This is a genomic window from Streptomyces sp. NPDC054813 (assembly GCF_053611365.1).
Genome location: NZ_JBSHAF010000036.1, coordinates 11,818 through 33,589, shown reverse-complemented (window position 1 = coordinate 33,589; position 21,772 = coordinate 11,818). Strand labels below are relative to the sequence as shown.

At 69.9% G+C, this 21,772-nt stretch carries 23 protein-coding genes and 5 pseudogenes; 9 read left to right on the top strand and 19 right to left on the bottom strand.

Annotated features, from left to right (window positions below; all coding sequences use genetic code 11):
- Window positions 1–159 precede the first annotated feature (159 nt).
- From ACWGJB_RS44690 to ACWGJB_RS44680, 3 genes and pseudogenes are all read right to left on the bottom strand, one after another.
- Window positions 160–1,185, bottom strand: a complete 1,026-nt coding sequence (locus ACWGJB_RS44690) for an ISAs1 family transposase (RefSeq protein ID WP_453385779.1) — start codon at window positions 1,183–1,185, stop codon at window positions 160–162.
- A gap of 20 nt (window positions 1,186–1,205) precedes the next feature.
- A pseudogene (locus tag ACWGJB_RS44685) lies at window positions 1,206–1,385 on the bottom strand (hypothetical protein); the annotation flags it as partial.
- Window positions 1,355–1,825, bottom strand: coding sequence for a hypothetical protein (locus ACWGJB_RS44680; protein WP_453385778.1), 471 nt, complete (start codon window positions 1,823–1,825; stop codon window positions 1,355–1,357). The pseudogene ACWGJB_RS44685 and the gene ACWGJB_RS44680, both read right to left, overlap by 31 nt.
- A gap of 445 nt (window positions 1,826–2,270) precedes the next feature.
- Between ACWGJB_RS44680 and ACWGJB_RS44675 the strand changes: the two are divergent.
- Together ACWGJB_RS44675 and ACWGJB_RS44670 are read left to right on the top strand one after the other, a co-directional pair.
- A pseudogene (locus ACWGJB_RS44675) lies at window positions 2,271–2,399 on the top strand (transposase); the annotation flags it as partial.
- Between the two features lie 25 nt (window positions 2,400–2,424).
- A complete protein-coding gene (locus ACWGJB_RS44670; protein ID WP_453385777.1) occupies window positions 2,425–2,625 on the top strand; it encodes an IS3 family transposase in 201 nt (66 codons plus the stop codon).
- Window positions 2,626–2,769: 144 nt separating this feature from the next.
- On the opposite strand, the gene ACWGJB_RS44665 is transcribed toward ACWGJB_RS44670, so the two are convergent.
- Together ACWGJB_RS44665 and ACWGJB_RS44660 are read right to left on the bottom strand one after the other, a co-directional pair.
- Entirely contained in the window at window positions 2,770–3,375 is a 606-nt protein-coding gene (locus tag ACWGJB_RS44665) for a TetR/AcrR family transcriptional regulator (RefSeq protein ID WP_453385776.1), read from the bottom strand.
- Complete coding sequence (locus tag ACWGJB_RS44660) at window positions 3,372–4,316, bottom strand: SDR family NAD(P)-dependent oxidoreductase (protein WP_453385775.1); 945 nt, start codon at window positions 4,314–4,316, stop codon at window positions 3,372–3,374. Before ACWGJB_RS44660 ends, ACWGJB_RS44665 begins: the two co-directional genes overlap by 4 nt.
- 92 nt (window positions 4,317–4,408) lie before the next feature.
- Between ACWGJB_RS44660 and ACWGJB_RS44655 the strand changes: the two genes are divergently transcribed.
- Both ACWGJB_RS44655 and ACWGJB_RS44650 read left to right on the top strand, forming a co-directional pair.
- Window positions 4,409–4,714, top strand: a complete 306-nt coding sequence (locus ACWGJB_RS44655) for a hypothetical protein (protein WP_453385774.1) — start codon at window positions 4,409–4,411, stop codon at window positions 4,712–4,714.
- A 193-nt stretch (window positions 4,715–4,907) separates the two neighbouring features.
- Window positions 4,908–5,291: pseudogene (locus ACWGJB_RS44650) on the top strand (transposase family protein); the annotation flags it as partial.
- A gap of 79 nt (window positions 5,292–5,370) precedes the next feature.
- On the opposite strand, the gene ACWGJB_RS44645 reads toward ACWGJB_RS44650, so the two are convergent.
- The 5 genes from ACWGJB_RS44645 to ACWGJB_RS44625 all read right to left on the bottom strand — a co-directional run bounded on the left by ACWGJB_RS44645 (window position 5,371) and on the right by ACWGJB_RS44625 (window position 8,653).
- Complete coding sequence (locus ACWGJB_RS44645) at window positions 5,371–5,778, bottom strand: hypothetical protein (protein ID WP_453385773.1); 408 nt, start codon at window positions 5,776–5,778, stop codon at window positions 5,371–5,373.
- A 50-nt stretch (window positions 5,779–5,828) separates the two neighbouring features.
- The gene (locus ACWGJB_RS44640; RefSeq protein WP_453385772.1) at window positions 5,829–7,046 is read right to left on the bottom strand and encodes a hypothetical protein; all 1,218 of its coding nucleotides are present in this window, start codon (window positions 7,044–7,046) and stop codon (window positions 5,829–5,831) included.
- Between the two features lie 373 nt (window positions 7,047–7,419).
- Complete coding sequence (locus tag ACWGJB_RS44635; RefSeq protein WP_453385771.1) at window positions 7,420–7,563, bottom strand: hypothetical protein; 144 nt, start codon at window positions 7,561–7,563, stop codon at window positions 7,420–7,422.
- Between the two features lie 281 nt (window positions 7,564–7,844).
- Complete coding sequence (locus ACWGJB_RS44630; RefSeq protein ID WP_453385770.1) at window positions 7,845–8,132, bottom strand: hypothetical protein; 288 nt, start codon at window positions 8,130–8,132, stop codon at window positions 7,845–7,847.
- A gap of 122 nt (window positions 8,133–8,254) precedes the next feature.
- Window positions 8,255–8,653 (bottom strand): hypothetical protein, encoded by a 399-nt coding sequence (locus ACWGJB_RS44625; RefSeq protein WP_453385769.1) that lies wholly within the window; start codon window positions 8,651–8,653, stop codon window positions 8,255–8,257.
- A 176-nt stretch (window positions 8,654–8,829) separates the two neighbouring features.
- Here ACWGJB_RS44625 and ACWGJB_RS44620 point away from each other — a divergent pair, with 176 nt between their 5' ends.
- The 3 genes from ACWGJB_RS44620 to ACWGJB_RS44610 all read left to right on the top strand — a co-directional run bounded on the left by ACWGJB_RS44620 (window position 8,830) and on the right by ACWGJB_RS44610 (window position 12,384).
- On the top strand, window positions 8,830–9,504 hold the full coding sequence (locus ACWGJB_RS44620) for a response regulator (RefSeq protein WP_453385768.1): 675 nt from the start codon (window positions 8,830–8,832) through the stop codon (window positions 9,502–9,504).
- Window positions 9,504–11,402, top strand: coding sequence for a sensor histidine kinase (locus ACWGJB_RS44615; RefSeq protein WP_453385822.1), 1,899 nt, complete (start codon window positions 9,504–9,506; stop codon window positions 11,400–11,402). The genes ACWGJB_RS44620 and ACWGJB_RS44615 overlap by 1 nt, the downstream gene beginning before the upstream one ends.
- A 136-nt stretch (window positions 11,403–11,538) precedes the next feature.
- Window positions 11,539–12,384: an IS5 family transposase gene (locus ACWGJB_RS44610; protein WP_453385767.1), complete on the top strand. Its 846-nt coding sequence runs from the start codon at window positions 11,539–11,541 to the stop codon at window positions 12,382–12,384.
- Between the two features lie 484 nt (window positions 12,385–12,868).
- Here ACWGJB_RS44610 and ACWGJB_RS44605 read toward each other — a convergent pair whose 3' ends face one another.
- From ACWGJB_RS44605 to ACWGJB_RS44590, 4 genes are all read right to left on the bottom strand, one after another.
- Entirely contained in the window at window positions 12,869–14,755 is a 1,887-nt protein-coding gene (locus tag ACWGJB_RS44605; RefSeq protein WP_453385766.1) for a diguanylate cyclase domain-containing protein, read from the bottom strand.
- Window positions 14,752–15,006: an RNA polymerase sigma factor gene (locus ACWGJB_RS44600; protein WP_453385765.1), complete on the bottom strand. Its 255-nt coding sequence runs from the start codon at window positions 15,004–15,006 to the stop codon at window positions 14,752–14,754. The genes ACWGJB_RS44605 and ACWGJB_RS44600 overlap by 4 nt, the downstream gene beginning before the upstream one ends.
- A 75-nt stretch (window positions 15,007–15,081) precedes the next feature.
- Window positions 15,082–15,333, bottom strand: coding sequence for a hypothetical protein (locus ACWGJB_RS44595; protein ID WP_453385764.1), 252 nt, complete (start codon window positions 15,331–15,333; stop codon window positions 15,082–15,084).
- A gap of 341 nt (window positions 15,334–15,674) precedes the next feature.
- Window positions 15,675–15,887 (bottom strand): hypothetical protein, encoded by a 213-nt coding sequence (locus ACWGJB_RS44590; RefSeq protein WP_453385827.1) that lies wholly within the window; start codon window positions 15,885–15,887, stop codon window positions 15,675–15,677.
- Here ACWGJB_RS44590 and ACWGJB_RS44585 point away from each other — a divergent pair.
- Both ACWGJB_RS44585 and ACWGJB_RS44580 read left to right on the top strand, forming a co-directional pair.
- Window positions 15,835–16,575: pseudogene (locus tag ACWGJB_RS44585) on the top strand (ISKra4 family transposase); the annotation flags it as partial. The gene ACWGJB_RS44590 and the pseudogene ACWGJB_RS44585 sit on opposite strands and share 53 nt — an antisense overlap.
- A gap of 208 nt (window positions 16,576–16,783) precedes the next feature.
- A pseudogene (locus tag ACWGJB_RS44580) lies at window positions 16,784–16,882 on the top strand (LexA family protein); the annotation flags it as partial.
- A gap of 153 nt (window positions 16,883–17,035) precedes the next feature.
- Here ACWGJB_RS44580 and ACWGJB_RS44575 read toward each other — a convergent pair.
- The 5 genes from ACWGJB_RS44575 to ACWGJB_RS44555 all read right to left on the bottom strand — a co-directional run bounded on the left by ACWGJB_RS44575 (window position 17,036) and on the right by ACWGJB_RS44555 (window position 21,639).
- Window positions 17,036–17,770 carry an NADPH-dependent F420 reductase gene (locus ACWGJB_RS44575; protein ID WP_453385763.1) on the bottom strand — a complete coding sequence of 245 codons (735 nt, stop codon included), beginning with the start codon at window positions 17,768–17,770 and terminating at the stop codon, window positions 17,036–17,038.
- Between the two features lie 106 nt (window positions 17,771–17,876).
- Window positions 17,877–18,470: a TetR/AcrR family transcriptional regulator gene (locus ACWGJB_RS44570; RefSeq protein WP_453385762.1), complete on the bottom strand. Its 594-nt coding sequence runs from the start codon at window positions 18,468–18,470 to the stop codon at window positions 17,877–17,879.
- A 247-nt stretch (window positions 18,471–18,717) separates the two neighbouring features.
- A complete protein-coding gene (locus tag ACWGJB_RS44565) occupies window positions 18,718–19,557 on the bottom strand; it encodes a helix-turn-helix transcriptional regulator (protein ID WP_453385761.1) in 840 nt (279 codons plus the stop codon).
- Between the two features lie 484 nt (window positions 19,558–20,041).
- A complete protein-coding gene (locus ACWGJB_RS44560; RefSeq protein WP_453385760.1) occupies window positions 20,042–20,791 on the bottom strand; it encodes an SDR family oxidoreductase in 750 nt (249 codons plus the stop codon).
- A 140-nt stretch (window positions 20,792–20,931) separates the two neighbouring features.
- The gene (locus ACWGJB_RS44555; RefSeq protein ID WP_453385759.1) at window positions 20,932–21,639 is read right to left on the bottom strand and encodes an Lrp/AsnC family transcriptional regulator; all 708 of its coding nucleotides are present in this window, start codon (window positions 21,637–21,639) and stop codon (window positions 20,932–20,934) included.
- Window positions 21,640–21,772 lie beyond the last annotated feature (133 nt).

Here is a 21,772-nt window from a genome sequence, read left to right as displayed (position 1 = left end):
CGACCAAGGGGCGCCGTGCTGGTCCAGGAAGGTCTGGAGGGCAGTCGGTAGCCGCGGTGAGGGCCGTTCCTCGGTCGGTGGCAGGCTGCTGAGTCGTTCGATGCTCACGGCGATGGCCGTGAGCATGTGTTGCAGGTGGCTCCAACACATCGTGGTCCTCTACGGCCACCCCATGGGCGACCGCCTCGTACCCGCCCGTCCCACAGACGCCTGCCACGGCGACGCCCACTGCGACCTGATCGCCCTGTCCACGATCCGCCACACGTAAGCCAAGACAGAAGAGAACATCTCGCGGAGGCCGGCTGCGATGTTTGCGTGGCCCGCCGCGCGGAGCTGGTTGATCGCGAAGCTGCGCAGGGCGGCCATGTTCTCGGGTCCGTGGCCGGTGCGGACTTTCGAGGCGTCCTCGGCGAAGGTGGTGTCGCGGGCGAAGTGGAGCCGGTTCTCGATGGTCCACTGCGAGCACACGATCGCCGCGAGACGCTCGGGGGATGCCTGGCGACTGGTGAGGTCGGTGATCACGTAGACCGTCTCGCGGGTACGTTTACCGGTCTTCACGCGGGTCCGGTGCCGGACGATCTTCGCGACCTGCGCGGCGTGCCGGAAGTCAACGCCGAGGGCGGTGACGGTCAGGACCTGCACCACCCGGGTCTCCAACCGTCCGTGGCCGTGGGATCGGTCGTAGAACTTCGCCGTCGTTTGTCCCAGGGCAGGGTCTTGAGTTGCGCATACAGGATCGGCTGGTTCTTCTTGACGGTGAAGGCGTAGTGCGCGTCCTTCTGCTCGACGAGGAAGTGGGCGTGCGCGTTGGGTGCGCAGAGCGGCGGCGGTCACTGCCACATCGGCCAGGTCGTAGGGCTCCAACAGGGCGGCGAAGCAGGTGATTTCGTTGGTCTCGTCCGACACCCGCAGCTGGGTGGCGGCCGTCCCGGCACCGGTCATCGCGGCCAGCAGATGGGCGGCCGGGCTGTCGCCGCTGGGCGAGCCGCGGGCGCTCTTGCCGTCCACGGCCAGGGTGTCGGACCTGGCCGGGTCGGCGCCGAGCAGGTCGGCAAGCCCGCCGGGGCAGGTGGCGTTGATGATCCGGCGGACGGCCGCCGTGCTCGGCGCGACGCGGAGGCGAACACGCTGGTGGTGCGGGCACCGAGCCGAGTGAGAGCCTCCTGCGGAGCGTTCCCGGCCCACTGGCCGATCGCGGCGAACGAACGCGCTCCGGCCAGCACGGCTGAGCACGCGATGAGCAGTACGCTCACGAACGGGTGACGCCTCCCGCGCCGGTGCCGCGGATCCGCCAGTGTGGCCAGTCGCTGCGGCAGTCCCGGCAGTGCGCGGTGCTGACGCAAGGGCGACTTGATCAGGCAGACACTGGCAGACTGACGGCACATCGAAGCTCCGGTTCGGCAGGGCGACTTGAGTGGCTGTTCTGCGAGTGTTCGGCCAGGCCTTGGTGGCCAGGCTCAAACCGTCGTCGCAACAGCGACGGCCCACCGATGTAGGCAAAGTTGAGAAGCACCTTGACGGTTGCGCTCGCCATCCCGCGAGCACGGCGCGGCCGCTCAGCCACTACCCGGGCCAGCCCATCGAGATGCGCGACGACGAAGACCGAGATCATCGCCGCGGCGATACACCCGCCCGCCGCTCGGCTCCGCGGCGCGAGGAGGAGAACACTGTCGGCGATCAGCGCAACCCCGCCCGCAGCGACGAGCAGTCGTGAGCGACCCAGCCAGGAAGGGACCAACCGGCGGACGTAGTCCGGGCGCACGAAGTGCGCGACGCCGTTGGCAATCAGGAAGGCCGCCAAGGCGACGGCCACAATAGAATTCATGCCATGACAGTGCCGCCGACCCGGGCGTGGACGCTTGAACGAAACGATCGCCGCCTCCACTTCGCGTCCGGCCCGGCGGCGACGATGTTCGCCGAGTCCGGCGCCTTTCGGGTACGCCCCCACCGGCACCCAGCGGCTTTACCAACGTCCCGCCCACCTGGGCCCCTCTCCGTGTCACCGCGCACGCCCACACAGCGCTATCCAACCTAAGCTCAGAGTGTTGCCATCACGAGTACAGGTCTCATCTCATGGCACGTCCATCCCGCTACCCGATGGTGTCCGGCGAAGTGGTGTAGCCGGTCGAGGGTCGTGAACGCGCGGGTGTCTGCCCGGGGCGTGCAGCCGCAGTCGCTGAATGCTCCCTGAACAAGGGCAGGCACCGCGTGTCCCTCCCCTCGTAGCGTGGAGACCGTGACCGCAGGGGAAGCGGGACAAGCGACGGAAGTTCGATGCGGAGTTCCGCGAGGGGGTCGTACGGATCGTCACCGAGACCGGCAAGACCGTCGCCGAGGTCGCGAAGGATCTGGGGATCAACGAGACCACGCTGGCCAGTTGGGTATCGCGGGCCCGTCGCGCGGGTACCGCGCCGGGCGGCGGGAGTGACGTTCAACAGCGTCCTCAAGGTCGAGTACGTCCACCGGCACACCTTCGTCACCCGTGCCGAGGCCCGGATCAGGATCGCCACCTGGATCACCGACTTCTACAACGCGCGTCGGCTACACAGCGTGTGCAGCTTCAAGAGCCCGATCGACTACGAACACGACCACCGAGCCAGCCTCACCGAGGGGCTGGTTGCATAGGAAGGTCTCCACGTTCGGAGGGGATTGACAGTGGCGGAGTTTCGGCTGATTGATCGGGAACTGTAGCTGCCCGAGTGCTGGACTGGTGGTCGAGCCCGCTGCGAGGTTGCGCATGTCCCGGCCGAGCGAAGGCCAGTCCGCCGGTCATGCGACGGTGGCGCCCAGCAGGAGGTCGAAGGCGTCATTCGCCTCGCGGAGCACCGCCGTCGCGTCGTGGCGGCCGAGGCGCCACGCCGCCTGGTAGCAGGCGACGGTCAACTGGGCGGCGAGGACGGCGGTGGCCGGCGGGGTGCCGTGGTCGATCAGGTGTTTCTCGAGGAGGTCGGCGTAGTGCCGGGTCTTGCGGGTGTGGCGGTCTTCGAGCTCGGGGTGCTGCTCGACCAGACGGTGGTAAACCGCGTAGTGGCCGGGGTTGCGGGCGGCCTCCGTGCAGATCGCGAGCAGCAGCCGCCGAGATGTGGCCAGTGCCTGCGCGAGATCCTGGAGCGGCTCGGTGGGCGCATCGTGCATGGCCGCGGTGAGCGCGCGCAGGAAGTCGTCCTCGGTGGAGAAGACGACTTCCTGCTTGTCGCCGAAGTAGCGGAAGAAGGTGGTGCGGCCGATCTCGGCCCGCTGGGCGATCTCGTCCACGGTGACGACATCGAACCCCCGCTCCATGAAGAGCGCGAAGGCCGTCTCGATGATCCGTTCCCGGGTCTGGCGGCGTTTGCGGTCCCGCAATGACTCCACCGGAAACTTGTTCGCGCTCATTCGGCCAGGATATCCGCCCGTCCCGCCCGGCGGTCAGCGTCGACGAGGCGGGCGGCCTCGCGCCACAGCTCCTCCTCGCGGGCCTCGTCGTGTGACTCTGGCGACGACGGCACGTTGCAGCCGCGATCGAGGTAGGACCCGGTCCGGGCGGTCAGCCCGGTCAGGATCGTCTCAGCGAGCCGCGCGCCCGCCTGCTGCGGCGTCATGCCCCGGCCGAGGAATCGCTGAAGCTGGAAGAATCCGTTGAGCACGCCTCGCACGGGCCCCGGGGCGTGGCGGAAGAAATCGGTGCCCGCGACGAGCGCCGGGTTGTAGGAGTAGACACCGACGCTCTCGGGCAGGCGGCGGGCCAGCGCGTGGGTCAGGTAGATGACGCCGAGTTTGCTGGTCGCGTACGCCCGCCCGGCCTCCCGCGCGCCACCGGCACGAGGCGTGGCCAGTCGTTCCGGCGTCTCCCAGCGCGGCGGCGGCGTGGCGCCGAGCGTGTAGCGGAACTGCCCGAAGTGGCAGTCGCTCGAGGTGAGCACGATCCAGCCCGGACCGGTAAACCGGGGCAGCAGCTCCCTGACGAGCAGGTAGTGGGACAGCACATTGACCCCGAAGGCCATCTCGTACCCGTCCGTGGTGCGTTTCTCGGTCGTCGTGACCGTCAGGCCGGCGTTGCCGAGATAACCACCGAGCGGCGGCAGGTACCCGGTGTCGAGCCCACGCAGAATCTCCTGCACCGCCCGCCTGATCTCGGCGAGCGAAGCGAGGTCACAGTCCATGCCTGTGACGCCGGAAGCGCCGGTGGCCTCGGCGAGTTCCGCAGCGAGGAGTTCGCCGCCGCGGCGAGCCAGCACGACGTAGTGGTCCTGCGGCCGTTCCCGGATCAGCAACTCGACGGACTCGCGGCCGAAACCGCGGGTCACTCCGGTCAACACGATGGTCCGGCTGTCCATGGCCGACTCCTCGGTATCGAGTTCCAAATGGTACTCAGTACCGTAACACGCCGTGGTTCACTTCCACATCGAGCGACGAAACGGCAGCTGACATGCCGGCCCGCATTCCCAGGCTCGTACGGATCCACATCCGCGGCGTGTACTCCCCGGCCACGAGGCGTGTGCGGGACCCCGCGAACTGGTACCCGAGCTTCAAGGCGGCGATCGACGGGCAGACCGACAAGAAGCGCAAGGGCCAGGTCCTCACGGTGGGCGTGCTGTCGGACGACTCCGACGGGCACGTGGTCGGCCCGGGCATGCGGCTCGGCGACGTTGTGACGCGGCCGCACATCACGATGCTGATCTGGGTGACCCGCCAGGCCGGGTCGGCTGCGAGGGAGGCCGCCGATGCCCGGTGACCGCCCACCCCCGCCCGCCCCCGCGAAGGGCTGCCTGTGCGGTTGGGCGGCTGCAGCGGCCGTTCCGAGGGGCGGCTGTGGTCCAAGCCGCTCCGCCGCGGCGACTGTGTGCCGGACCGGGCCGTGGTCGAACGTCCGGGCGGGGCCGGGTGACCGCTGGTGATTCCCATCCCGCGCGAGCTGCGTCCCTGACGGCGTGAACGTGCAGGTGGTGACCGATCCAGCCGGACGACTGCTGTGGGTCTCACCCGCACTGCCCGGACGCGCCCACGACCTCACCGCAGCCCGCACCCACCGGATCATCCGGATCTGCGAACGCCAGGGCATCCCGATCCTCGCCGACCGCGCCTACATCGGAGCCGGCCCATGGGTGACAACACCCCTCAGACGCCCACCCGGCCGCGACCTCGCACCCACCCAGCAAACCGTCAACCGCACGCTGGCGGCAGCACGCGCCCCGGTCGAGCGGGGCGTCGCACGACTGAAGTCCTGGCGCATCTTCCGCAAGGCCCGGTGCAGCCCGAACCGACTGTCGTCAATCGCAGCCGCCATCCTCACCCTGGAGCGGCACCGCTGAAAACGCTCAGTGGGCGAGGGTGACGGTGGTGGGCTGGTCGGGGCAGGCGGCGAGGCGCTCGGCGAGCGCGCTCTGCTACTCACAGTCGTGGCAAGGGAAGCCACTGCACGACGGGGAGGAGTTCGGAGGCGAGCACGACCTGGACGGGTCCCACCAGGAGTCCACCGGTAAGGGCGACAGCAAGGCAGATTCCCGAGTTGGGGACGGCCGGTAGGTGCCGTCGCAGATGAACCATGACTATCATCCCGGCGATGATCAACGGTGGGCCGACCACGATTACCCACGGCGGTATGTTGCCCAGTGTCACCTCCGCGTCCCGGGCTTTCGTCAGGGCGATGGCGCATGCGGACACGGCCAGGCTGAAGTCGATCAGGTGCGGCAGTGCGCTCGGGACCTCCGAGTGTTCCATGTATGCGCGGAACCGATAACAGGTGAAGAGCACCATGGCAGCCAGGAGAGCCATGTCGAATCGCACCAGTCCGTCCACGGACGGTGCCTGGGCAACGCCTGAATAAACGGCGGTGCACGCGGACCCGATCAGGGCGAATAGCAGCAGCGCGGCGATGAGCGCCTGCGTCCGTGCCGGCCATGTTTCCCTGGAACCTCGACGGTCGGCCCGCTGCTGCTGCGACTGCAACGATGCGCAGGCGCATGCGAGATCCCTTCGGGAGGGGTGGATTTGATTGCGGGGCGCTGTTCGCCCTGGCCGAGCCTCAGGTGTGCGGCGAGCCGCGGGCATGCTCGGGGCAGGAGCGGCCCGAGCGTGCCCAAGGAGGTCGGTACTGCGGGTATCGCCCGATGTGGGCCGCCGCCCGTCAGCTCATCCCGGGCGAGCCGCTGGTCCGCCAGTACCTGCTGGCCGGTCCAGGAGGTGCCGTTGTAGGTGGACCACCAGATGTGGTCGTCCGTCCCCGTGCCACGCCAGGCCATGTACAGTCGGCCAGCGCCACTTCCGAGCGCCGGGTAGTTGGCCGTCCGCCGGTCCGCCAGTACTCGCTGGCCGGTCCAGGAGGTGCCGTTGTAGGTGGACCACCAGATGTGGTCGTCCGACCCCACGCCCCGCCAGGCCATCACCAGGGTCCGCCCTTGTGTGCCCAGGGTGGGCCAGGCGGCGCTCCGCCGGTCCGCCAGTACCTGCGGGCCGGTCCAGGAGGTGCCGTTGTAGGTGGACCACCAGATGTGGTTATCCGTTCCCGTGCCACGCCAGGCCATCACCATCTTGCCGTTGGCCGATCCCAGCGCTGGTGCCCCCACCGCACGCCGATCCGCCAGTACCCGCTGGCCGGTCCAGGAGCTGCCGTTGAAGGTGGACCACCAGATGTGGTCGTCCGGCTGGACACCTCGCCAGGCCATCACCAGCTTGTTGCCCACCACACCGAGCGCCGGCGCATAGGTGCTGCGCCGGTCGGCCAGCTGCCGCGGTGTGGCCCAGCGGCGACCATCGAAGCTTGACCACCAGATGTGGTTGTCCGCCCCGTAGCCGCGCCACGCCATGTACGCCCGGCCGTTGAGGTACGCCAGGTCAGGCTCCCTGGCGGTGGTCGCCGGGAACCCCTGCTGCCGCGTCCACTGGCCGTTCACCAGGTGCGACCAGTAGATGTTCGGGTCGCTGCCGGTCCCTCGCCACGCCATGTAGGCGGTGTCCGGCGCCGTGGTCGCCGCGACAGCGCCCCCCGGCGCCACTCCCAGCAGCGCGCCCAACGCGAGCAGCGCGGCGGCGGCGCGAGCCATTCGCCGTGCGGTGTTTTTCATCATGTTTGCCCTTTCCTTCTGTCGTGTGTTGAGTGCTGGCGGAGTGCTTCACGTGAGGCAGTGGCCCGCGGGGAGGGCACCGCACCCCGGGGCTGCGGGCACGTCGCGCGTGTGATGGGCGTCCGGTACGCGCCCGCGCTGTGGACCGCATGGATGTTGGCCAGGTTCTGTTTCGGTGATCAAGTGCGGCGGTTCAGCTGCCCCTGAGCGTCAAACCCGTGCTGTCCTGCCTTTGCGGTCAGGTCAGCAGCAGGGGCAGTACGGCGGCGGCCCGGGCTTCAGGAGCCACCGTCGAAGAACTAGTCGGAGTCGGCTCTACCGAGAGCAGCTGGCTGAGACCGGTTTCCTGCTCTGCAGTGCGCCGCCGCAGAAGCGGCTACTCGAACGCGACGAGGTTGCTGTTGGTCTGGATGAAGGCGCCGAGGGCGAGAGCGATGACGGCATCAAAGGCGCTGCGGGCGGAGCCGTCGAGATTGTTGACCTGTTCCACGGTCCTCAACCGGTAGGAGACGGAGCCCACCCGAGGAACATCACGAGCACGACACGCCAGATCAGCTTTGAGATTGCAGACTGTCTGAGGATCAGCAGCGCGGAGGTGTCCGCCTGCGAGGCTGCGGCTTGGGCAGCCCCGCAGCCGTGGGCGGGCCGGGCCGCGACCGGCACGGCGGCTGTGTGCCAGCCCGGGGTCGTCGGGGTTGAAGCAGTGAGCTCACCCGGTCCGTCGATTCGCCGGGTCTCCGCTGATAAGCAGCTCCGCGAAGACCCGGCACCATGTCCCGCTATCCGATCCGCGGATGTTCACTACCTGCCGACCACCTGCGCGCCCACGCCGATGACGAAAGCGAACACCGCCACGAATATGGCCAGCTTCACCAGGCCAGACAGCAAGCCGAACAGTCCATCACCGGATGAATGCCCTTGGTGACCCGATCGCCTCATCCCGCCTGTCTGCGCGGGTCGTTGCATAGCCCGACGACCAGCCTCGATCCCGAACCGTGAGGGCTGCTGTGCTTGTTGCGCCTTCTGCGCGGCCTGCTGCACGCGCTGTGAGGCCTGTTGTGGCTGCTGCGCGGCTTGCTGCTCTGCCATCCCGGGTACATCGTCTCTCCTCCTTGTGGTGTTCCGTCAACTGAGTGATCGCGGGCGTCGTAGATTTCTGCGCCTCACGGCGTGAGGCTGTGACCTGCGGAAACAACCACGGCGTCCGCCGCCTATGGCGCCGCGGGTTCCACTGCCGGGCGGGACAGGACGAGGGCGATGACGACGACGCTGACGATCACGAAGACCGCGACCGCGAGCACCACCCAGGACGCGACGCCGCTGACGAACAACGCCGGAAGGGCCGTGACCACGTCGATGATCCGCGCACCCGCCACAACGCGGGATCCTGTCCGGCTGCCCCTGCGCCACGCGATGACGACCGCGGCCAAGGTGATTGCTCCGAGGACGATGTCGCCGATCAGGACACCGGTCGGGGGACCCGCAGTGCCGCCGTCGTCCGCCGGGATGTCGAAGACATTGCCCAGGTCCAACAGGCCGAGGAGCGCGGCGAGGGCCAGGCCCACCTTGTTCTTGCGGTTGAGGGAAGGTGCGGCTGTCAGCGTGCTCATGTCCGTCCGCCTGTCCGGGAGTTGGAGGCTGCCGGCGCGGCGGCCCGTGCACCGAGCATGGGGTAGCGGGTGCCCGGGAGGCGAGGGCTGTGTGTCCCGGGCGCCCGGGAGGATTTCCCGTACTCACCGGGACACATAGCTCCCCGTCGGCGACGGGTGTCGGCCATCATCGGGGCATGAGCCCAACCACTCGCCCGATCCGCGTACTTGTCGCCGACGACCATCCCGTCGTACGGCGCGGGATGACGGCACTGTTGGCGTCGCTGGACGGTGTCGAGGTGGTCGCCGAGGCGGCCACTGGGCAGGAGGCGGTGCGTGAGGCGCAGTTGAACAGCCCCGATGTCGTGGTGATGGACATCCAGATGCCGGCGATGGACGGTGTGGAGGCCACGCGACGGCTGACCGCCCTGTTGCCGGACGTCGCGGTGCTGGTGGTCACCATGTTCGAGGATGACGCAACGGTGGTGTCCGCGATGCGCGCCGGCGCCCGCGGCTATCTCCTCAAGGGGGCCCAGCAGGAGGAGATCCTCACCACCATCCGCTCGGTCGCGGCCGGCCAGTTCGTCATGGGTCCCGGAGTCGCGGCCCGCCTGCTTGGGCACCTGGACCCGGCGCCCCTGCCCGCCGTCCCTTTCCCCGACCTCACCACGCGCGAGCTCGAGGTACTCGAACGGATCGCCCAAGGGCACAGCAACACCCGGGTCGCGGCCGATCTGTCGCTGGCCGCCAAGACAGTCCGCAACCATCTCTCGGCCATCTTCACCAAGCTGGGGGTGAGTGACAGGACCGAAGCGGTGATCCTGGCCCGGGAGCAGGGGCTCGGCGGCGGCACCCCGGGCTCGGGCCCGTGATGGCGCGGATCCGGCTCGGCGCCGGCCGGGGCCGCCCGGCTCTGCTGTGGGCCGTACTCGCCCTGCTGACCGGTACGGCGGTCGCCTGCCTGTGGTTCGCGCTGCCGCCGGCGTCGGACCAGTGGGTGATCTGGGCGGCGGTGACCGGCGGCGGCCTGGCGGTGTCCTGCGGCGTGGTCACCCCGCGTCGTCCGGCCGCGCCAGTGTCCCGGCTGCTCGCCGTGGCTGCGGTCATGCTGCTGAGCGCTCCGCTGCTGCTCGCCGCCGGGGCCCGTGACATCGCCGTGGCGCTGGCCGTGCTCGCCTCCACAGCCGCCGTGCCACTGGCCGCGCTCCGGGTCGTCGAGGCGCGTCCGGCCACCCGGCTGCTGCGCTGGGCGGACGGCTGCCTCCTCGTCACCGGGGCCGGGTGCGCCGTAGCTGCGGCGCAAGGTGCCCAGGCTCCGCTGGTGGCGGCGGGCATTGCTTCGGGCATCGCGATGTGCGCAGGTACCTGGCTGCTCTTCGAAGTCACCTCGGGGGACGACCGGCGCCGGGTGCTGTGGCTGGTGCTGGGGGCGGCCGCGGCGACCCTCGGCGGAATGGTGTTCTTCGCGGCGCAGAACTCCCTGCCCATGAGCTCCGTCGACAGCGTCGTCGGCGAGGGAGTCCTGTCACTGTTCTTCCCGGTGGCGATGACCGTCGCGCTCGTCGCCCCACGGCGGGTCGATGTGCGGGTGGTGATCCGCGGCGCGACCGTGCTCATCGTCATGCTCGCGCTCAGCGCCGCCGTCTACGAGGGCTTCGCGGCGTTGTGGGAGATGGTGGTGGGGGCACCGCCGGGCAAGGGGGTGCCGGCGTTGCTTGCGGCCTTGATCGCCTCCGGTTACGGGCCCGTACGGCAGTGGGTGGAGGCGAGCATGGACGAGATGCTGTTCGGCAGATCCGCCGACCCGGTCGAGACCCTGACCCGGCTCGGCACGGACCTCACCGCCGGTGCCCCACCGCCTCACTGGCTGCACACCCTGCGCTCGACCCTCGGCGTGCCCGGGATCGCGCTGCGCCAGGACGGCGTCACCATCGCCACGGCGGGAACCGAGGATGACGGCCACACCACGGTCACCGCCCTGCACGCGGGCGGAGAGCACGTGGGCGACCTGGTGGTGTGCCTCCCGCCCGGGCATCTGCGGCTGCCGCGGGCCTCGGCATCGGTGGTCGAGCTGGTGGCGGTGCCGCTCGCCCAGGCGCTGCACGCGGCCCGGTTGAGCGAGCAACTACGCGTCTCGCGGGGCCGGGTGGTGACCGCACTAGAGGAGGAGCGCCGCCGCATGCGCCGGGACCTGCACGACGGGCTCGGCCCGGCCCTGACCGGCATCGCCTACAACGTGGACGCGGCCGTGAACCTCATCGGCACCGACCCGGACGCCGCAGTGCGGACACTGCGAGGGCTGCGCGCCGACGTCGGCGACGCGATCACCGAGATCCGCCGGATCGTCTATGGCCTCAGGCCCCGGGCCCTCGACGAGTTCGGCCTCGTCGACGCCGTCCGTCAGCGCGTCACCCAGCTGCGGGTCGCCGACGGCCGACCGCTGGACATCACCCTCGACGCGCCGGACCGGTTGCCCCAGCTCCCCGCGGCCGTGGAGGTCGCCGCCTACCGGGTCGCGGTAGAGGCAGTGACCAACATCGCCCGGCACTCCGCGGGCGCCACGGCCAGGCTCACCCTGACGCTGTCGGACGACGCCCTGCTGCGCGTCACCATCGCGGACAGCGGCCGCTGCACCGAGCCGTGGACGCCCGGGGTCGGGATCCAGTCCATGCACGAACGCGTCGAGCAGATCGGCGGAACCCTCACCATTCACGTCACGCCGCAGGGAGCCACCGTCACCGCGGACCTGCCGCTTGTTCTTCCCGCCTGAACCGAGATTCCCTGTCAGCAGCTACATGATCTGGGCACCGCAGGCGCACCAGTTGGCTGGCAAGCGGGCGTCTGAAAAGCCTGTCAGCGGGCAAGTTGCCAGGTAGCGGGGTGGTGGCGCACTTTCGGGGGCTGGGGTGTGCGGGCTGCGTACCGGTTACTCGACGGATCTGTCCGATCCGGAGTGGGAGATCCTCTGTCCGCTGGTCCCGGCGGTCAGGCCCGGTGGACGACCGGCGAAACACACCCGGCGGGAGATCCTCAACGCGCTGGCGTACTGGCTGCGGGCCGGCTGTGCCTGGAGGCTGCTGCCGCATGACCTGCCGCCGTGGCAGACGGTCTATCACTACTGGCGGCGATGGCAGCAAGAAGGCGTGTGGGAACGGATGTTGACGGCGCTGCGCGAACGCGAGCGGGTGCAGCTCGGCCGCGAACCCACCCCCAGCGCTGCCGTCGTGGACAGTCAGAGCGTCCGGGCCAGTGAACGCGGTGGCCTGCACGGGTACGAAGGCGGCAAGAAGGTCAGCGGCATCAAATGTCACCTGCTCGTCGACACCCGTGGCACCGTCCTGGTGACCTGCGTAAGCCCGGCCAGCGTTGGCGACCGCGACGGTGCCGTGGTGCTGTTCTCCCGGGCCGCCGACGCCTTTCCGCGTCTGCAGCACGTGTGGGCGGACCAGGGCTACCGCGGCGCCCACTTCCACACCTGGGCCCGGGAAGCCACCGGCATCGCCGTGGAGGTCGTGCAGCGCCGCGACGGTGGATTCCGCTCGACCTGGGCGAGGGTAGGGACACCGCCTCCGGCAGTGCCCCTCTTCGCGGTGGTCCCGCGGCGGTGGGTGGTGGAGCGGACATTCGCCTGGCTGGGACGGTGCCGCCGCCTGGCGAAGGACTACGAGTACCTGGGGGTGTGCTCGGAGAACGCCATCTACCTCACCATGGCGATGCTCCTCGTGCGCCGCCTCGCAGGATCAGCCCGCTGACAGGCTTTTCAGACGCCCTCTAGCAGTTCGCTTTGCGCCTGGACTGGTGGGGTTTGGCTGTCCACCGCGTCTCACGTTCCTGCGGACAGGATGCGTTCTTTGAGGGGTATATGCATGCATTGACGGAGCTGGGTGGAGACTGGCGAGTTCTCGGGGGACGCTGTCTGGATTTGGAGTGTTGCGGAGTTGTTCCCGCCGAACTTCACCGCCGCGTGCATCACCATCCGCGAGGCCCGCCCCGGAGCGCTGGCCGTCGCGACGCTGGGGGAGATGCCCGAGAGCTACCTCGGCGTACGACTCTGCCGGATGGTCCGGTGCTGGGCTTCGGAGGGACGGGCTGCGCGGGTGTCGGTCTGTTTGTTCCTCCTCCAGAGCGCGGGCGGAGGAAGGGTGCCGCCGCTCCCCCGAAGCGGCGGAGCCCCTCCGCACGAGGAGAATCGGCTCCCCTCCGGTGTTCTCCCCGTGGTCTGTTTCCCTGCGGCGTTCAGCCGGCGTGGGAGAGCCGGACTGTCTTGCGGAGGGTCTTGGCAAAGTGCATGTCCTGGTCGGCCGTGTCGAGGAGCTGTTCGGCCGTCATCCCGGCACGGGCCCAGCCGCGCCCCACGCTCGCCGACAGTTGCACGGTGAGTCCACCGACTTGCACCGGGTGGGCGAACATGGCTCGTACGCGTGGTTCCAGTTCCTCGACCTGCTGGAACGTCCGTCCCACTGTCAGAAGCACGAACTCGTCTCCGCCCACCCGGGCCACCAGATCACCGGGACGTGTCATCAGTCCGGTCAGCCGCTGGACCACCTCCACCAGCACGGCGTCGCCCGCCTCCGGCCCGTGCATGGCGTTGAGCTGGGTGAAGTCGTCAAGGCCGACCGACAGCAGCGCCAAGGACACGGCGTGGCCGTCCGCACCGGTTGCGCACAGGCGGTGCAGTTCGGAGCGGAGGGCCGGCCCGGCCACGGCACCGGTGAGGGGGTCACGGGCCAGCCCGGGATGGCTGTCGAGCCGGTCGGCGCTGCGCAGACCGAAGGTGATCAGTAGGCGGGTGGTGGTCGTGGAGTGCGTGTCGAGCCCGCGGTGAGGCGCTGCGCCGTCGCGTGAGATCGGGGCCGCGGTCACCGACGTCGTCACGTAGGAGCCGTCGCGGCGGGCGAGCCTGATCCGGCAGGCATTCCGGCTCAGGGACGCCCGCAGCCAGGTGGCGAGATCGTCGGGGTGGACCAGGTCCTCCAATGAGAACTCGCGCAGGGCGCTCGGCGCGCGATCCAGCAGCCGGCACAAGGAGTTGTTGACGTCGAGAACGCGGCTGGGCTGTCCGGGCGGCAGTTGTGCCAGGGCCATTGGCCAGGGCACATGTGCCATGGCCCGGCGCGCCTGGGCCTCGCTCACCGGCAGTGTGTCGCTCTGCTGTTCCAGGCGAACCTGCGCCCGCTCGGTGGCGGCGCGCAGTCGAGCGGTCGTCAGAGCCAGCCCAGCCTCTCGGGCATACAGGGCCAGCGCCTCACGCTCCCAGGGGCCTGGCAGCAGGCCGCTGCGCGGCAGATCCACCGACAGCACGCCCATGAGGGTGCCGGTATCGGTGCGCACTTCGGCCAGGAGCCGGTCTTCGTAGTGCCAGGCGCCGGGTGCCGGATCCCCGCCCGATCCGGCCCGCCATGCCGGCACCCCGTCCCCGTCGGCGGTCCAGCCGATCTGGTGCGAGACGAATACGACATCTCCCCAGCGCTCGCCCATCGACAGCCGCGTATCCCAGGCCGCCCGCGGCCCGACCCGGCCGGTCATGAACGCTTCGGCGGTCTTGTCGCCGGCCACCGATACGACGGCCAAGTCTCCGTCGGGGCGCACCAGGTTGAAACAGGCCACCCCGTAGTCGAGGTCGCGCACCGCCCCGTCGGAGATCGCCTTGAGAGTATGCGCCAGGCTCTGGGCCTCGTGGAGGCGGGCGCAGCCGCCGCGCAGACGAGCCAGCCGGGCGGCCGGCTCCTCCCAGTCGCCGTCGGGGGCCTGCACCGGGCCGACAATGTTGGTGGTGGCGCGCCGACGCTGGAGGGCCTGCAACTCGTAGGAGGCATCGGCGACCCCGGAGCGGGCAGCCACCGACAGCCAGCGCGCAGCACGTTCCCAGTCCTGCCTGCCTGAATATTCCATCCCGAGCGCGTAGGCGTCAGCCCCGATCTCCGCCCGCCGGATGTCCTCCTCGACGCGCGCCCCCTCCGGGTCGTCACGGGTGTCCAGTTGCTCGGTCACTGCCCGGAAGCCGGCAAGGAGCTCGGCATCGCTGAACACCGGACGTGGGGCGCCCAACTGTGTGACGAGTTCCTCGATCCGGGCCTCTGCGGGGCGGGTGTCGCCGGAGGATGCGGTGGGGTCGTGCGTCATCGGGATGCCCCTTGGTCGATGGAGGCGGGTGCTCCTGGGCTGGGTGAGGCAGGTGCCGCCCGGTCGAGAGCCAGCAGGTAGCCCTGGAGCTCGGGCATGGACCTCAGTTCGCGTACGGCCGCCGAGGTCAGCTTCTTCAGCCCGTCCACGCCGATGCCCATCAGCGCGGCCGCGCTGCCCCGGTCCAGTCCGTCGATGTAGCGCAAGGTCACTGCCTGGCGCTGGCGTTCCGTCAGCCGGGCCAGTGCCATCTGAAGATCGACACGGGCGTCCGCGCGGTCGCTCTCCGGCAGGTCCGCACTGCGGCCGTGGTCGAGGGTCTCGTATCAGAATGCGTCCCCCGGCAGGTCTGCGGCGCGTCCGGCCTCTTCGTACCAGTCGGCGATCCGGCGCCGGGCGATCACGAAGAGGGGCGCGACCTCGTCTGCGTATCCCTGCCAGGAACGGCGGAAGTACGCGCCCCACACCTGCTGGCAGATGTCCGCCACGGCCGTCTCGACGCGGACCCGGCGGCCCACGTAGCCGACCAGACGAGGGTGCTGGGCGCGGTAGACGGCCAGCCTCGGGTCTCCCGTCACGGGGTACCGCCCTGTTGGCCCCGGTCCCGCTGCGCGGGCCATGCTTCCATGAGCCCGGTCTCCCCTCGCTCGGATGCCCTCACCCAACAGGTCCCCCGGCAACCGCCAAACGGGTACCTGCGTCCCAACAGCCGCTGAGAATTGAAGAGATCCCTTGTCGGGTGAAGGCGTGAGGGCGCCGTGCCGCCTCGGCGGCGCGCGGGAGCGACTGGGCGGCTCCCGCAGGCTCGGGTTCTTTCCCGTTGAGGTGGGCTGGCGATCCAGGGGACGTAGCGCGGTGAAGGAGCAACTGCCGTGCGCGGTCGGCATGTGCGGGACCGAGGGCCTGGCTGGTTGAGGTGTCAGGGATGAGGGGCGGCGATGCGTGCCCAGACGATCTTTCCGCCGGAGTGAGTCCTGGCGTAACCCCACTGGTTGGTCAGGGCGTCCACGATGACCAGTCCCCGGCCTGCGGGGCCAGGTGTTCCGGTGAACGGCACGCTGGGGGAGCGGGGCTGGGCGTGCAGCCGCGAGATGCCACTGGTGGTCCAGGTGGACGGCAAGGGCGTGGTCATGCGCCCGGAGGCTCTGCGGGAGGCCACCCGCCGGGCCGCCGCCAGGGCAGTTGGTGGCCATCGCGGCCGGCTCGCGCCGGGCGAGAAAACCGAACCGGAAGCGGATGGCGACCGTGGCCTGAGTCTTCGACACCCGTCCGGCTCCCAGGCGCCCACACGACGTGATCCACCCGCCCGGCGGCCGAAGCAACGAGCGCCCTGCCCGCCCGGGGCCGAGAGCGGAGAACAAGTGGTGCACCGCCTCCCTGGTCCGTCTGCCCGAGCAGGTCATCGCCGACGCCTTCGACCAGGCAGAAGCCCGCGACCCGCAGGCCACGCCGCCCGCGCTGCCCACGACATGACCGCCCAGGCAGCCCGGGAACAACTCCCCGCCGCTCGGCGCGAGGCAGTCGACGCCTGCGACCGCTACCTGACCGGGCACCTGGACCAGCTCCGCTACGACGCTGCCCTGGCCAACGGGTGGCCGATCGCAACCGGTGCGGTCGAGGGGGCCTGCCGCCACCTGATCGCCGACCGACTCGACATCACCGGCGCCCGCTGGGGCCTGCACGGAGCAGAAGCCGTCCTCCGGCTCCGTACTCTGATCGCCAATGGCGACCTCGATCCCTACTGGCGCTTCCACACCCACCAAGAACACGAGCGCATCTACCCCAGCTCCGACCCTCAGAAGTGCGCCCTCACTGCTTGATCAACATCGTCCCTCGAAACGAACTGCACCCAAATGAATTACGTGACCGCTGACACGGTGTTTCGCCGAAAGAGTAGGTCGCCACGGCTGGACCAGTGCACACCCCCTGGGGCACGCGAACCTACGTCAGACCGCACGCGATCGGGCGCAGTCTGCCATCGGTTCCCGTCCTGAGCCCTCCAAGATTCGGCGAACTCGTCGGTTTCCGGTCTCCGGCGACTCGATGGTCGACGCCGCGATCTGTGACGGCGACATCGTCATCGTGAAGCGGCAGGACAGCGCCGACCACGGAGACATCCCTGCGGCGCAACCGGGGCTGCGGCCGACCGCGGACCCGGTGGTGTAACTGAGTGATGACGACCTTGCCGAAGTGAGCGCCGCTCTTCGTGTTCGTCGTGTGTGTTCGTGGCGTGCCGACGGCTCTCATGGCGTTACATGCACGAGGGCCGCGTCGGGTGTCTCAGCGGTGGGCGGCGCGGTTCATCTCGACGACGTCGTCGACGGTGGGGTTGGCCGGCAGGGCGGCGAAGCGTTCCGGGAGGCTGTCGCGGATGGCCGCGTCCTTGGCGCGGTCGGCCGCGGCCAGGGCCCCTGGCAGCTCGTCGAGGGTCAGTTCGGTGCAGTAGGCGGGGCTGTTCGGCTGCTGGCGCCAGGAGTCGGCCAGTGTGCCGGCGTCGTAGGGGTCGAAGCCGGTGTCGTCCACGAGCTGCATGGCCACACGCCGCGCTTCGTCGGTGTCGCCGGCGACGGGGATGGCAAGGCGGCCGGGTGTTCCGGCCGGAACACCCTTGGTCCGCTGGGTCTCTGCCAGGGCGGCGTTCCAAGCCTTGACCACGGGGCGTCCCAGCTGCCGGGCGTTCCACACGCTCTCGATCTCGCCGTTGTCCACGGCCTCTATCTGCCCGCTGAGGTGCGGATAGTAGTTCGCGGTGTCGATGACCACCGTCTCGGCGGGGACCGAGGCGAACAGGCCGGCCAGCTTCCCCGCCACGCCGAAGGGGATGGCCAGGACGATGACGTCCCGGCCCTGGACGGCGTCGGCGAGCTCCGTCACGCGGGCCCCGGACTCCAGCACCTCCGCCCGGACGGCCTCCGGGCCGCGGGCGTCGGCCACCTGAATGTCGTGGCCGGCCGTGCTGAGCTTGGCGGCAAGGTTCCCGCCGATGGCGCCGGCGCCTATGACAGTAATTTTCATGATTTGTCCCTTGGGAGGTTGTGCCGCCCCTGAGGGCAGCGTGAAGTGATGGCCGGGTGGTGGTGCCGCCTGGCGTTGCGGGGGTCGGGGCGGGGTGCCTGGCGGTTTACGCCTGGGTGTCCCGCTGGCGGTAGCCGCTCGCGATGAGTGTGCGGAGCCGGTCGAGCGGCTCCTCCTCGGTGCCGGTGCCCTTGATCCAGGCGACGGAACAGGCCGCGAGGAACAGGTCGTGCCCCCGCACCGACGCGCGCACGCGCCCCGCGAGCTGCGCGGCTCGCACGTACTGATCGGTGGCGGAGATGAGGATGTCGCAGGGGATGGTGAGCGGGTTGTCCGGCTCCTGCGCCCGGGCCGCGGCCATGAGCGGGTCCGGCAGCCCGCTGAAGGCGCTGAAGTACTCCTCCATCGCCCGCAGCCATTGCTCCAGCGCCTCGGCGGGGTCGCCGAGTTGATCGATGTCCGCCTGGCGGGCCACCAGCTCCTCGGAGCGTGTCTGCAGCACAGCCGCCAGCAGTGCCTCCCGGGTGGGGAAGTGCCGGTACAGGGTGCCGGGCCCGACGCCCGCCTCCTTGGCCACTGCCTCAAGGGAGGTGCCGACCCCGTGCTGCAGGAAGTGACGCTGCGCGGTCTCCAGGAGGGCCGCGCGGTTGCGCTGGACGTCCGCGCGGGGCTTGCGTCCCCGCTGTTCGACGCCGCTCATGCGCACTCCTGCCTGCCGAGATCCCGCGGCCGCATCTAAACGGATGCTGCCTCCGTACGTATTCGAGACTAAAACGGAGGCTGCATCCGGTCAAATGGGCGACCTGAGCGCGGAGCCCGGACATCGCAGGGGGCCGACATATAAGACCGCAGCGCGCAGGGCAAAAGCCGTGCGGGCCGCACCATTCCAAGGCGCCCTTGTCCGGCCCCTCCCGCGCCGAGCCCGGCCCGGTCCCCGGTCCAGGACGTCAGGGGGTGAGCTGTTGGTGTCCGATGGCGGAGAGCAGTTCGAGTTTGCTGTGGCTCTCCGTGCCGGGGCGAGTGGTCAGCACCACCAGGGTCTGGGCGCGGTTCTCGGTGAACAGGACCTGGGCGTCGACGTCGATGCGGCCGAGTTCGGGATGGAGGATGGTCTTGCAGTCGTCGTAGCGTTGCGCGACCTCCTGAAGTTCCCACATGCGGACGAACTCGGGGCTGTGTTCCTGGAGTTCGGCGAGGATCCGGGCCGCTCGGGGGGTGTCGCTGCCGGCTGTCAGCGCGGCCCGCAGGCGCGCTGCCTGGGCGCGGCCGTGGCGTTCGTGGGTCTCCTCGGGAACCATCACACGTTCGGCCGGGTCCATGAACCAGCGGTAGTATCCGCTGCGGGCCAGACCGGTGTGGCGGGTCTGGTCGCCGAGCAGCGCGACGGCCACGGGGTTCATCGCCAGGGTGTCGAACAGGTCGGTCTGCACCATGGCCGGCGAGTCGTCCAGACGGTCCAGGACCCGCATCAGGGTCGGGCTGACATGTTCGGAGCGGTGGAAGCGGGCCGGGGCGTTGTGGCCGATGAGCACGAAGAGATGGTCGCGCTCGTCCAGGGACAGCCGCAGCGCCCGGGCGAGAGCCGCGGTGATCTGGACGGAGGGCTGCGGAGCGCGCTGCTGTTCCAGCCGGGCGTAGTAGTCGGTGGACATGCCGGCGAGCTGCGCGACCTCCTCGCGGCGCAGTCCCTGCGTACGCCTGCGCGGCCCCTCGACCAGCCCGACGTCGCGGGGCCGCAACATCTCACGCCGGTAACGCAGGAATTCCGCCAGTTCCTTCTTGTCCATGCCCCCATCCTCGCCGCATCCCGCCCGGCTATCCAGAGACCGCCGATCCATGTCTGAGCCCTCCTCTTCTGCCCGCGCGAAGCCGCTCATACGGCCGACGCCGATAGCCCTCGCAGCGAGACGTCCCGGTGGAAATTCTCCGGCTGTCGGCGGTGCGCCGCAGGCCGCCGGCCTGGGAGACGGCCTGCGGCGACGGTCCCCCGTCGAGGACGCCCGACGCTTCGGACCGGCCCCGGGCCTCGCCGCTTGGCCTGGCCGGCACGGCGATGTTCGTCGTGTGATGGGCGCTCGACGTGCCATCGGCGCTCAGGACGGGGCCGGTCGTCTCCAGTGCGACGACCGGGCGAAGCCGAAGGCGCTTCCTGACCGTTCCGCGTCTTGGGCGAGGATCTCCTCCCCGAGACAGGTCGAGCTCGCGTTCGTCCGTGATGTGGCCCAACAGGACCTGCCCGCGTGCTGTTGTTCCGCGTCGGGCATAGGTCGGTCAGCTGCCGCTGATCATGGCGAGGACGTTGTCGTAGGAGCCGGTGGCCTCCGCGTCGCGGATGAACCTGGCGCGCTCGACGACCAGCTCCTTCGCGTCGGGCTTCTTGCGAAGCAGGTCGAGGGTCTCGGTGAGGAAGTCGTCCAACGGCATGGACTGGTCGCTGTCCTGCTGGCCCAGCAGGGTCGTGCGCACGCCCGGCGGTACCACCTCGATCACCTGGACACCGGCGTCAGCACCGGCGAGCTGGATGCGCAGGCTCTCGGAGAAGGAGTGCAGCGCGGCCTTGGTCGCGCTGTAGGTCGGGGTGATCGCGAACGGGACGAACGCCAGCGCGGAGGTGACGTTCATGACGACCGCGTCGTCCCTGCCCACCAGCAGCGGCAGGAAGGCGTACGTCATCCGGACCGTGCCGAGCAGGTTGGTCGCGACGTGATCCTCGGCGATCGGGAGTTCGGCCGGGTCGAGGAGGTTCTCCCGCAGCATGATGCCGGCGTTGTTGACCAGGACGTTCAGCCCCGGGTGGCTCGCCGCCACGGTCTCCCGGGCCCGGGCGATCGAGTCGGGGTCCGCGACATCGAGTACGAGCGCGTCGATACCCGGGTGCTCGGCCGTGATCTCGTCGAGGAGTTCCTTGCGCCGGCCGGCGACGACCACCTTGTTGCCGGCCTCGTGCAGACGCAGGGCCAGGCCGAGCCCGATGCCCGAGGTTCCGCCGGTGATCAGGATCGTGTTGCCGGTCATCTTCATGGGGGTCTTGCTCCTTCGGTACGGCGGGCCGGGGAGCGCCCGCAGCCTCGACCGTAGGGGCGCCCGCGGAGGGGCGGGAGAGGACGGTTTATCCATGGACCGGCGGTCTCTGGCTGAGCCGTGGAAGACGCCACAGCCGGTCAGCGCCTCCAGACCGGGCGCAGCGAGCCGCCCGAAGGTCCATGTGTGATCTCAGTCGCCTGGTGGCCGTTCGGCGGTCGGCGGTCAGCCTGGCCGGTGCTGGTCTGCAGCTCACTGAAGGTTGCCCGGCCGTCGCGCCGCAGCACGGCGAGCAGTGCCTCGTCTGCTCCTTCGAGAGCGATGGGGGCGGCTACCGGTTCGCTGTAGGGGAGGCGCAGTGCCGCCTCCTGATCGGATTCGAGCGCTTGAGTCTTGTCGAGCCAGCCGAGGGGACCGCCGTAGAAGGTGTGCAGCAGGCGGTGGGCACTGACCGAATTGACCTGAGGCGTGCGTTGCAGGCGGTCGAAGAGCAGTTCGTCGCGGGCCTGTCGGCTGCGGGGTTTCATGGCACACAGCACTTCGGTGCCGCCGGAGATGAGATCGACGTGCGAGGTGTCGGGGCGCCGGGCCAGCGCGTTGGCGAGTTGTTCGGCCACGTCGGGAGTGCAGCGCAGCCGGACGATCCAGCTCTGGCGGCCCAGCTGGCTGTCGTCGGTCATGCCGACGATCCTGCGTCCGGCGGTGGTGCGCAGTTTGCGGAAGCGGCGGGCGACGGTCTGGTCGGACACTCCGAGGATCTCGGCGATACGGCTGAACGGCGCCCGCCCGTCCACCTGGAGCGCGTGCAGCAGCTTCAGATCAAGCGCGTCGGGCGAAGGGGACTGCATCGATGGCTCCTGTTTCGAGCGGGTGTTGTTCACGTCATGTCGTACGACAGCGCTGTGTGGGCGGGGGACCGCAGGTTACGGGCCCCGGCCCCCCCACGGCGCCGGGGGCGGCCCCCCGCTCGGCCCCCGTACC

Coding starts and splice junctions, on each gene's coding strand:
- ACWGJB_RS44665 (WP_453385776.1), bottom strand. CDS start 3,375: ATGAGCGCGAACAAGTTTCCGGTGGAGTCATTGCGGGACCGCAAACGC.
- ACWGJB_RS44625 (WP_453385769.1), bottom strand. CDS start 8,653: ATGAGCACGCTGACAGCCGCACCTTCCCTCAACCGCAAGAACAAGGTG.
- ACWGJB_RS44615 (WP_453385822.1), top strand. CDS start 9,504: ATGGCGCGGATCCGGCTCGGCGCCGGCCGGGGCCGCCCGGCTCTGCTG.
- ACWGJB_RS44555 (WP_453385759.1), bottom strand. CDS start 21,639: ATGCAGTCCCCTTCGCCCGACGCGCTTGATCTGAAGCTGCTGCACGCG.
- ACWGJB_RS44560 (WP_453385760.1), bottom strand. CDS start 20,791: ATGAAGATGACCGGCAACACGATCCTGATCACCGGCGGAACCTCGGGC.
- ACWGJB_RS44565 (WP_453385761.1), bottom strand. CDS start 19,557: ATGGACAAGAAGGAACTGGCGGAATTCCTGCGTTACCGGCGTGAGATG.
- ACWGJB_RS44590 (WP_453385827.1), bottom strand. CDS start 15,887: ATGACCACGCCCTTGCCGTCCACCTGGACCACCAGTGGCATCTCGCGG.
- ACWGJB_RS44620 (WP_453385768.1), top strand. CDS start 8,830: ATGAGCCCAACCACTCGCCCGATCCGCGTACTTGTCGCCGACGACCAT.
- ACWGJB_RS44640 (WP_453385772.1), bottom strand. CDS start 7,046: ATGATGAAAAACACCGCACGGCGAATGGCTCGCGCCGCCGCCGCGCTG.
- ACWGJB_RS44575 (WP_453385763.1), bottom strand. CDS start 17,770: ATGAAAATTACTGTCATAGGCGCCGGCGCCATCGGCGGGAACCTTGCC.
- ACWGJB_RS44660 (WP_453385775.1), bottom strand. CDS start 4,316: ATGGACAGCCGGACCATCGTGTTGACCGGAGTGACCCGCGGTTTCGGC.
- ACWGJB_RS44655 (WP_453385774.1), top strand. CDS start 4,409: ATGCCGGCCCGCATTCCCAGGCTCGTACGGATCCACATCCGCGGCGTG.
- ACWGJB_RS44630 (WP_453385770.1), bottom strand. CDS start 8,132: ATGGCAGAGCAGCAAGCCGCGCAGCAGCCACAACAGGCCTCACAGCGC.
- ACWGJB_RS44605 (WP_453385766.1), bottom strand. CDS start 14,755: ATGACGCACGACCCCACCGCATCCTCCGGCGACACCCGCCCCGCAGAG.
- ACWGJB_RS44570 (WP_453385762.1), bottom strand. CDS start 18,470: ATGAGCGGCGTCGAACAGCGGGGACGCAAGCCCCGCGCGGACGTCCAG.
- ACWGJB_RS44680 (WP_453385778.1), bottom strand. CDS start 1,825: ATGAATTCTATTGTGGCCGTCGCCTTGGCGGCCTTCCTGATTGCCAAC.
- ACWGJB_RS44600 (WP_453385765.1), bottom strand. CDS start 15,006: ATGGCACTGGCCCGGCTGACGGAACGCCAGCGCCAGGCAGTGACCTTG.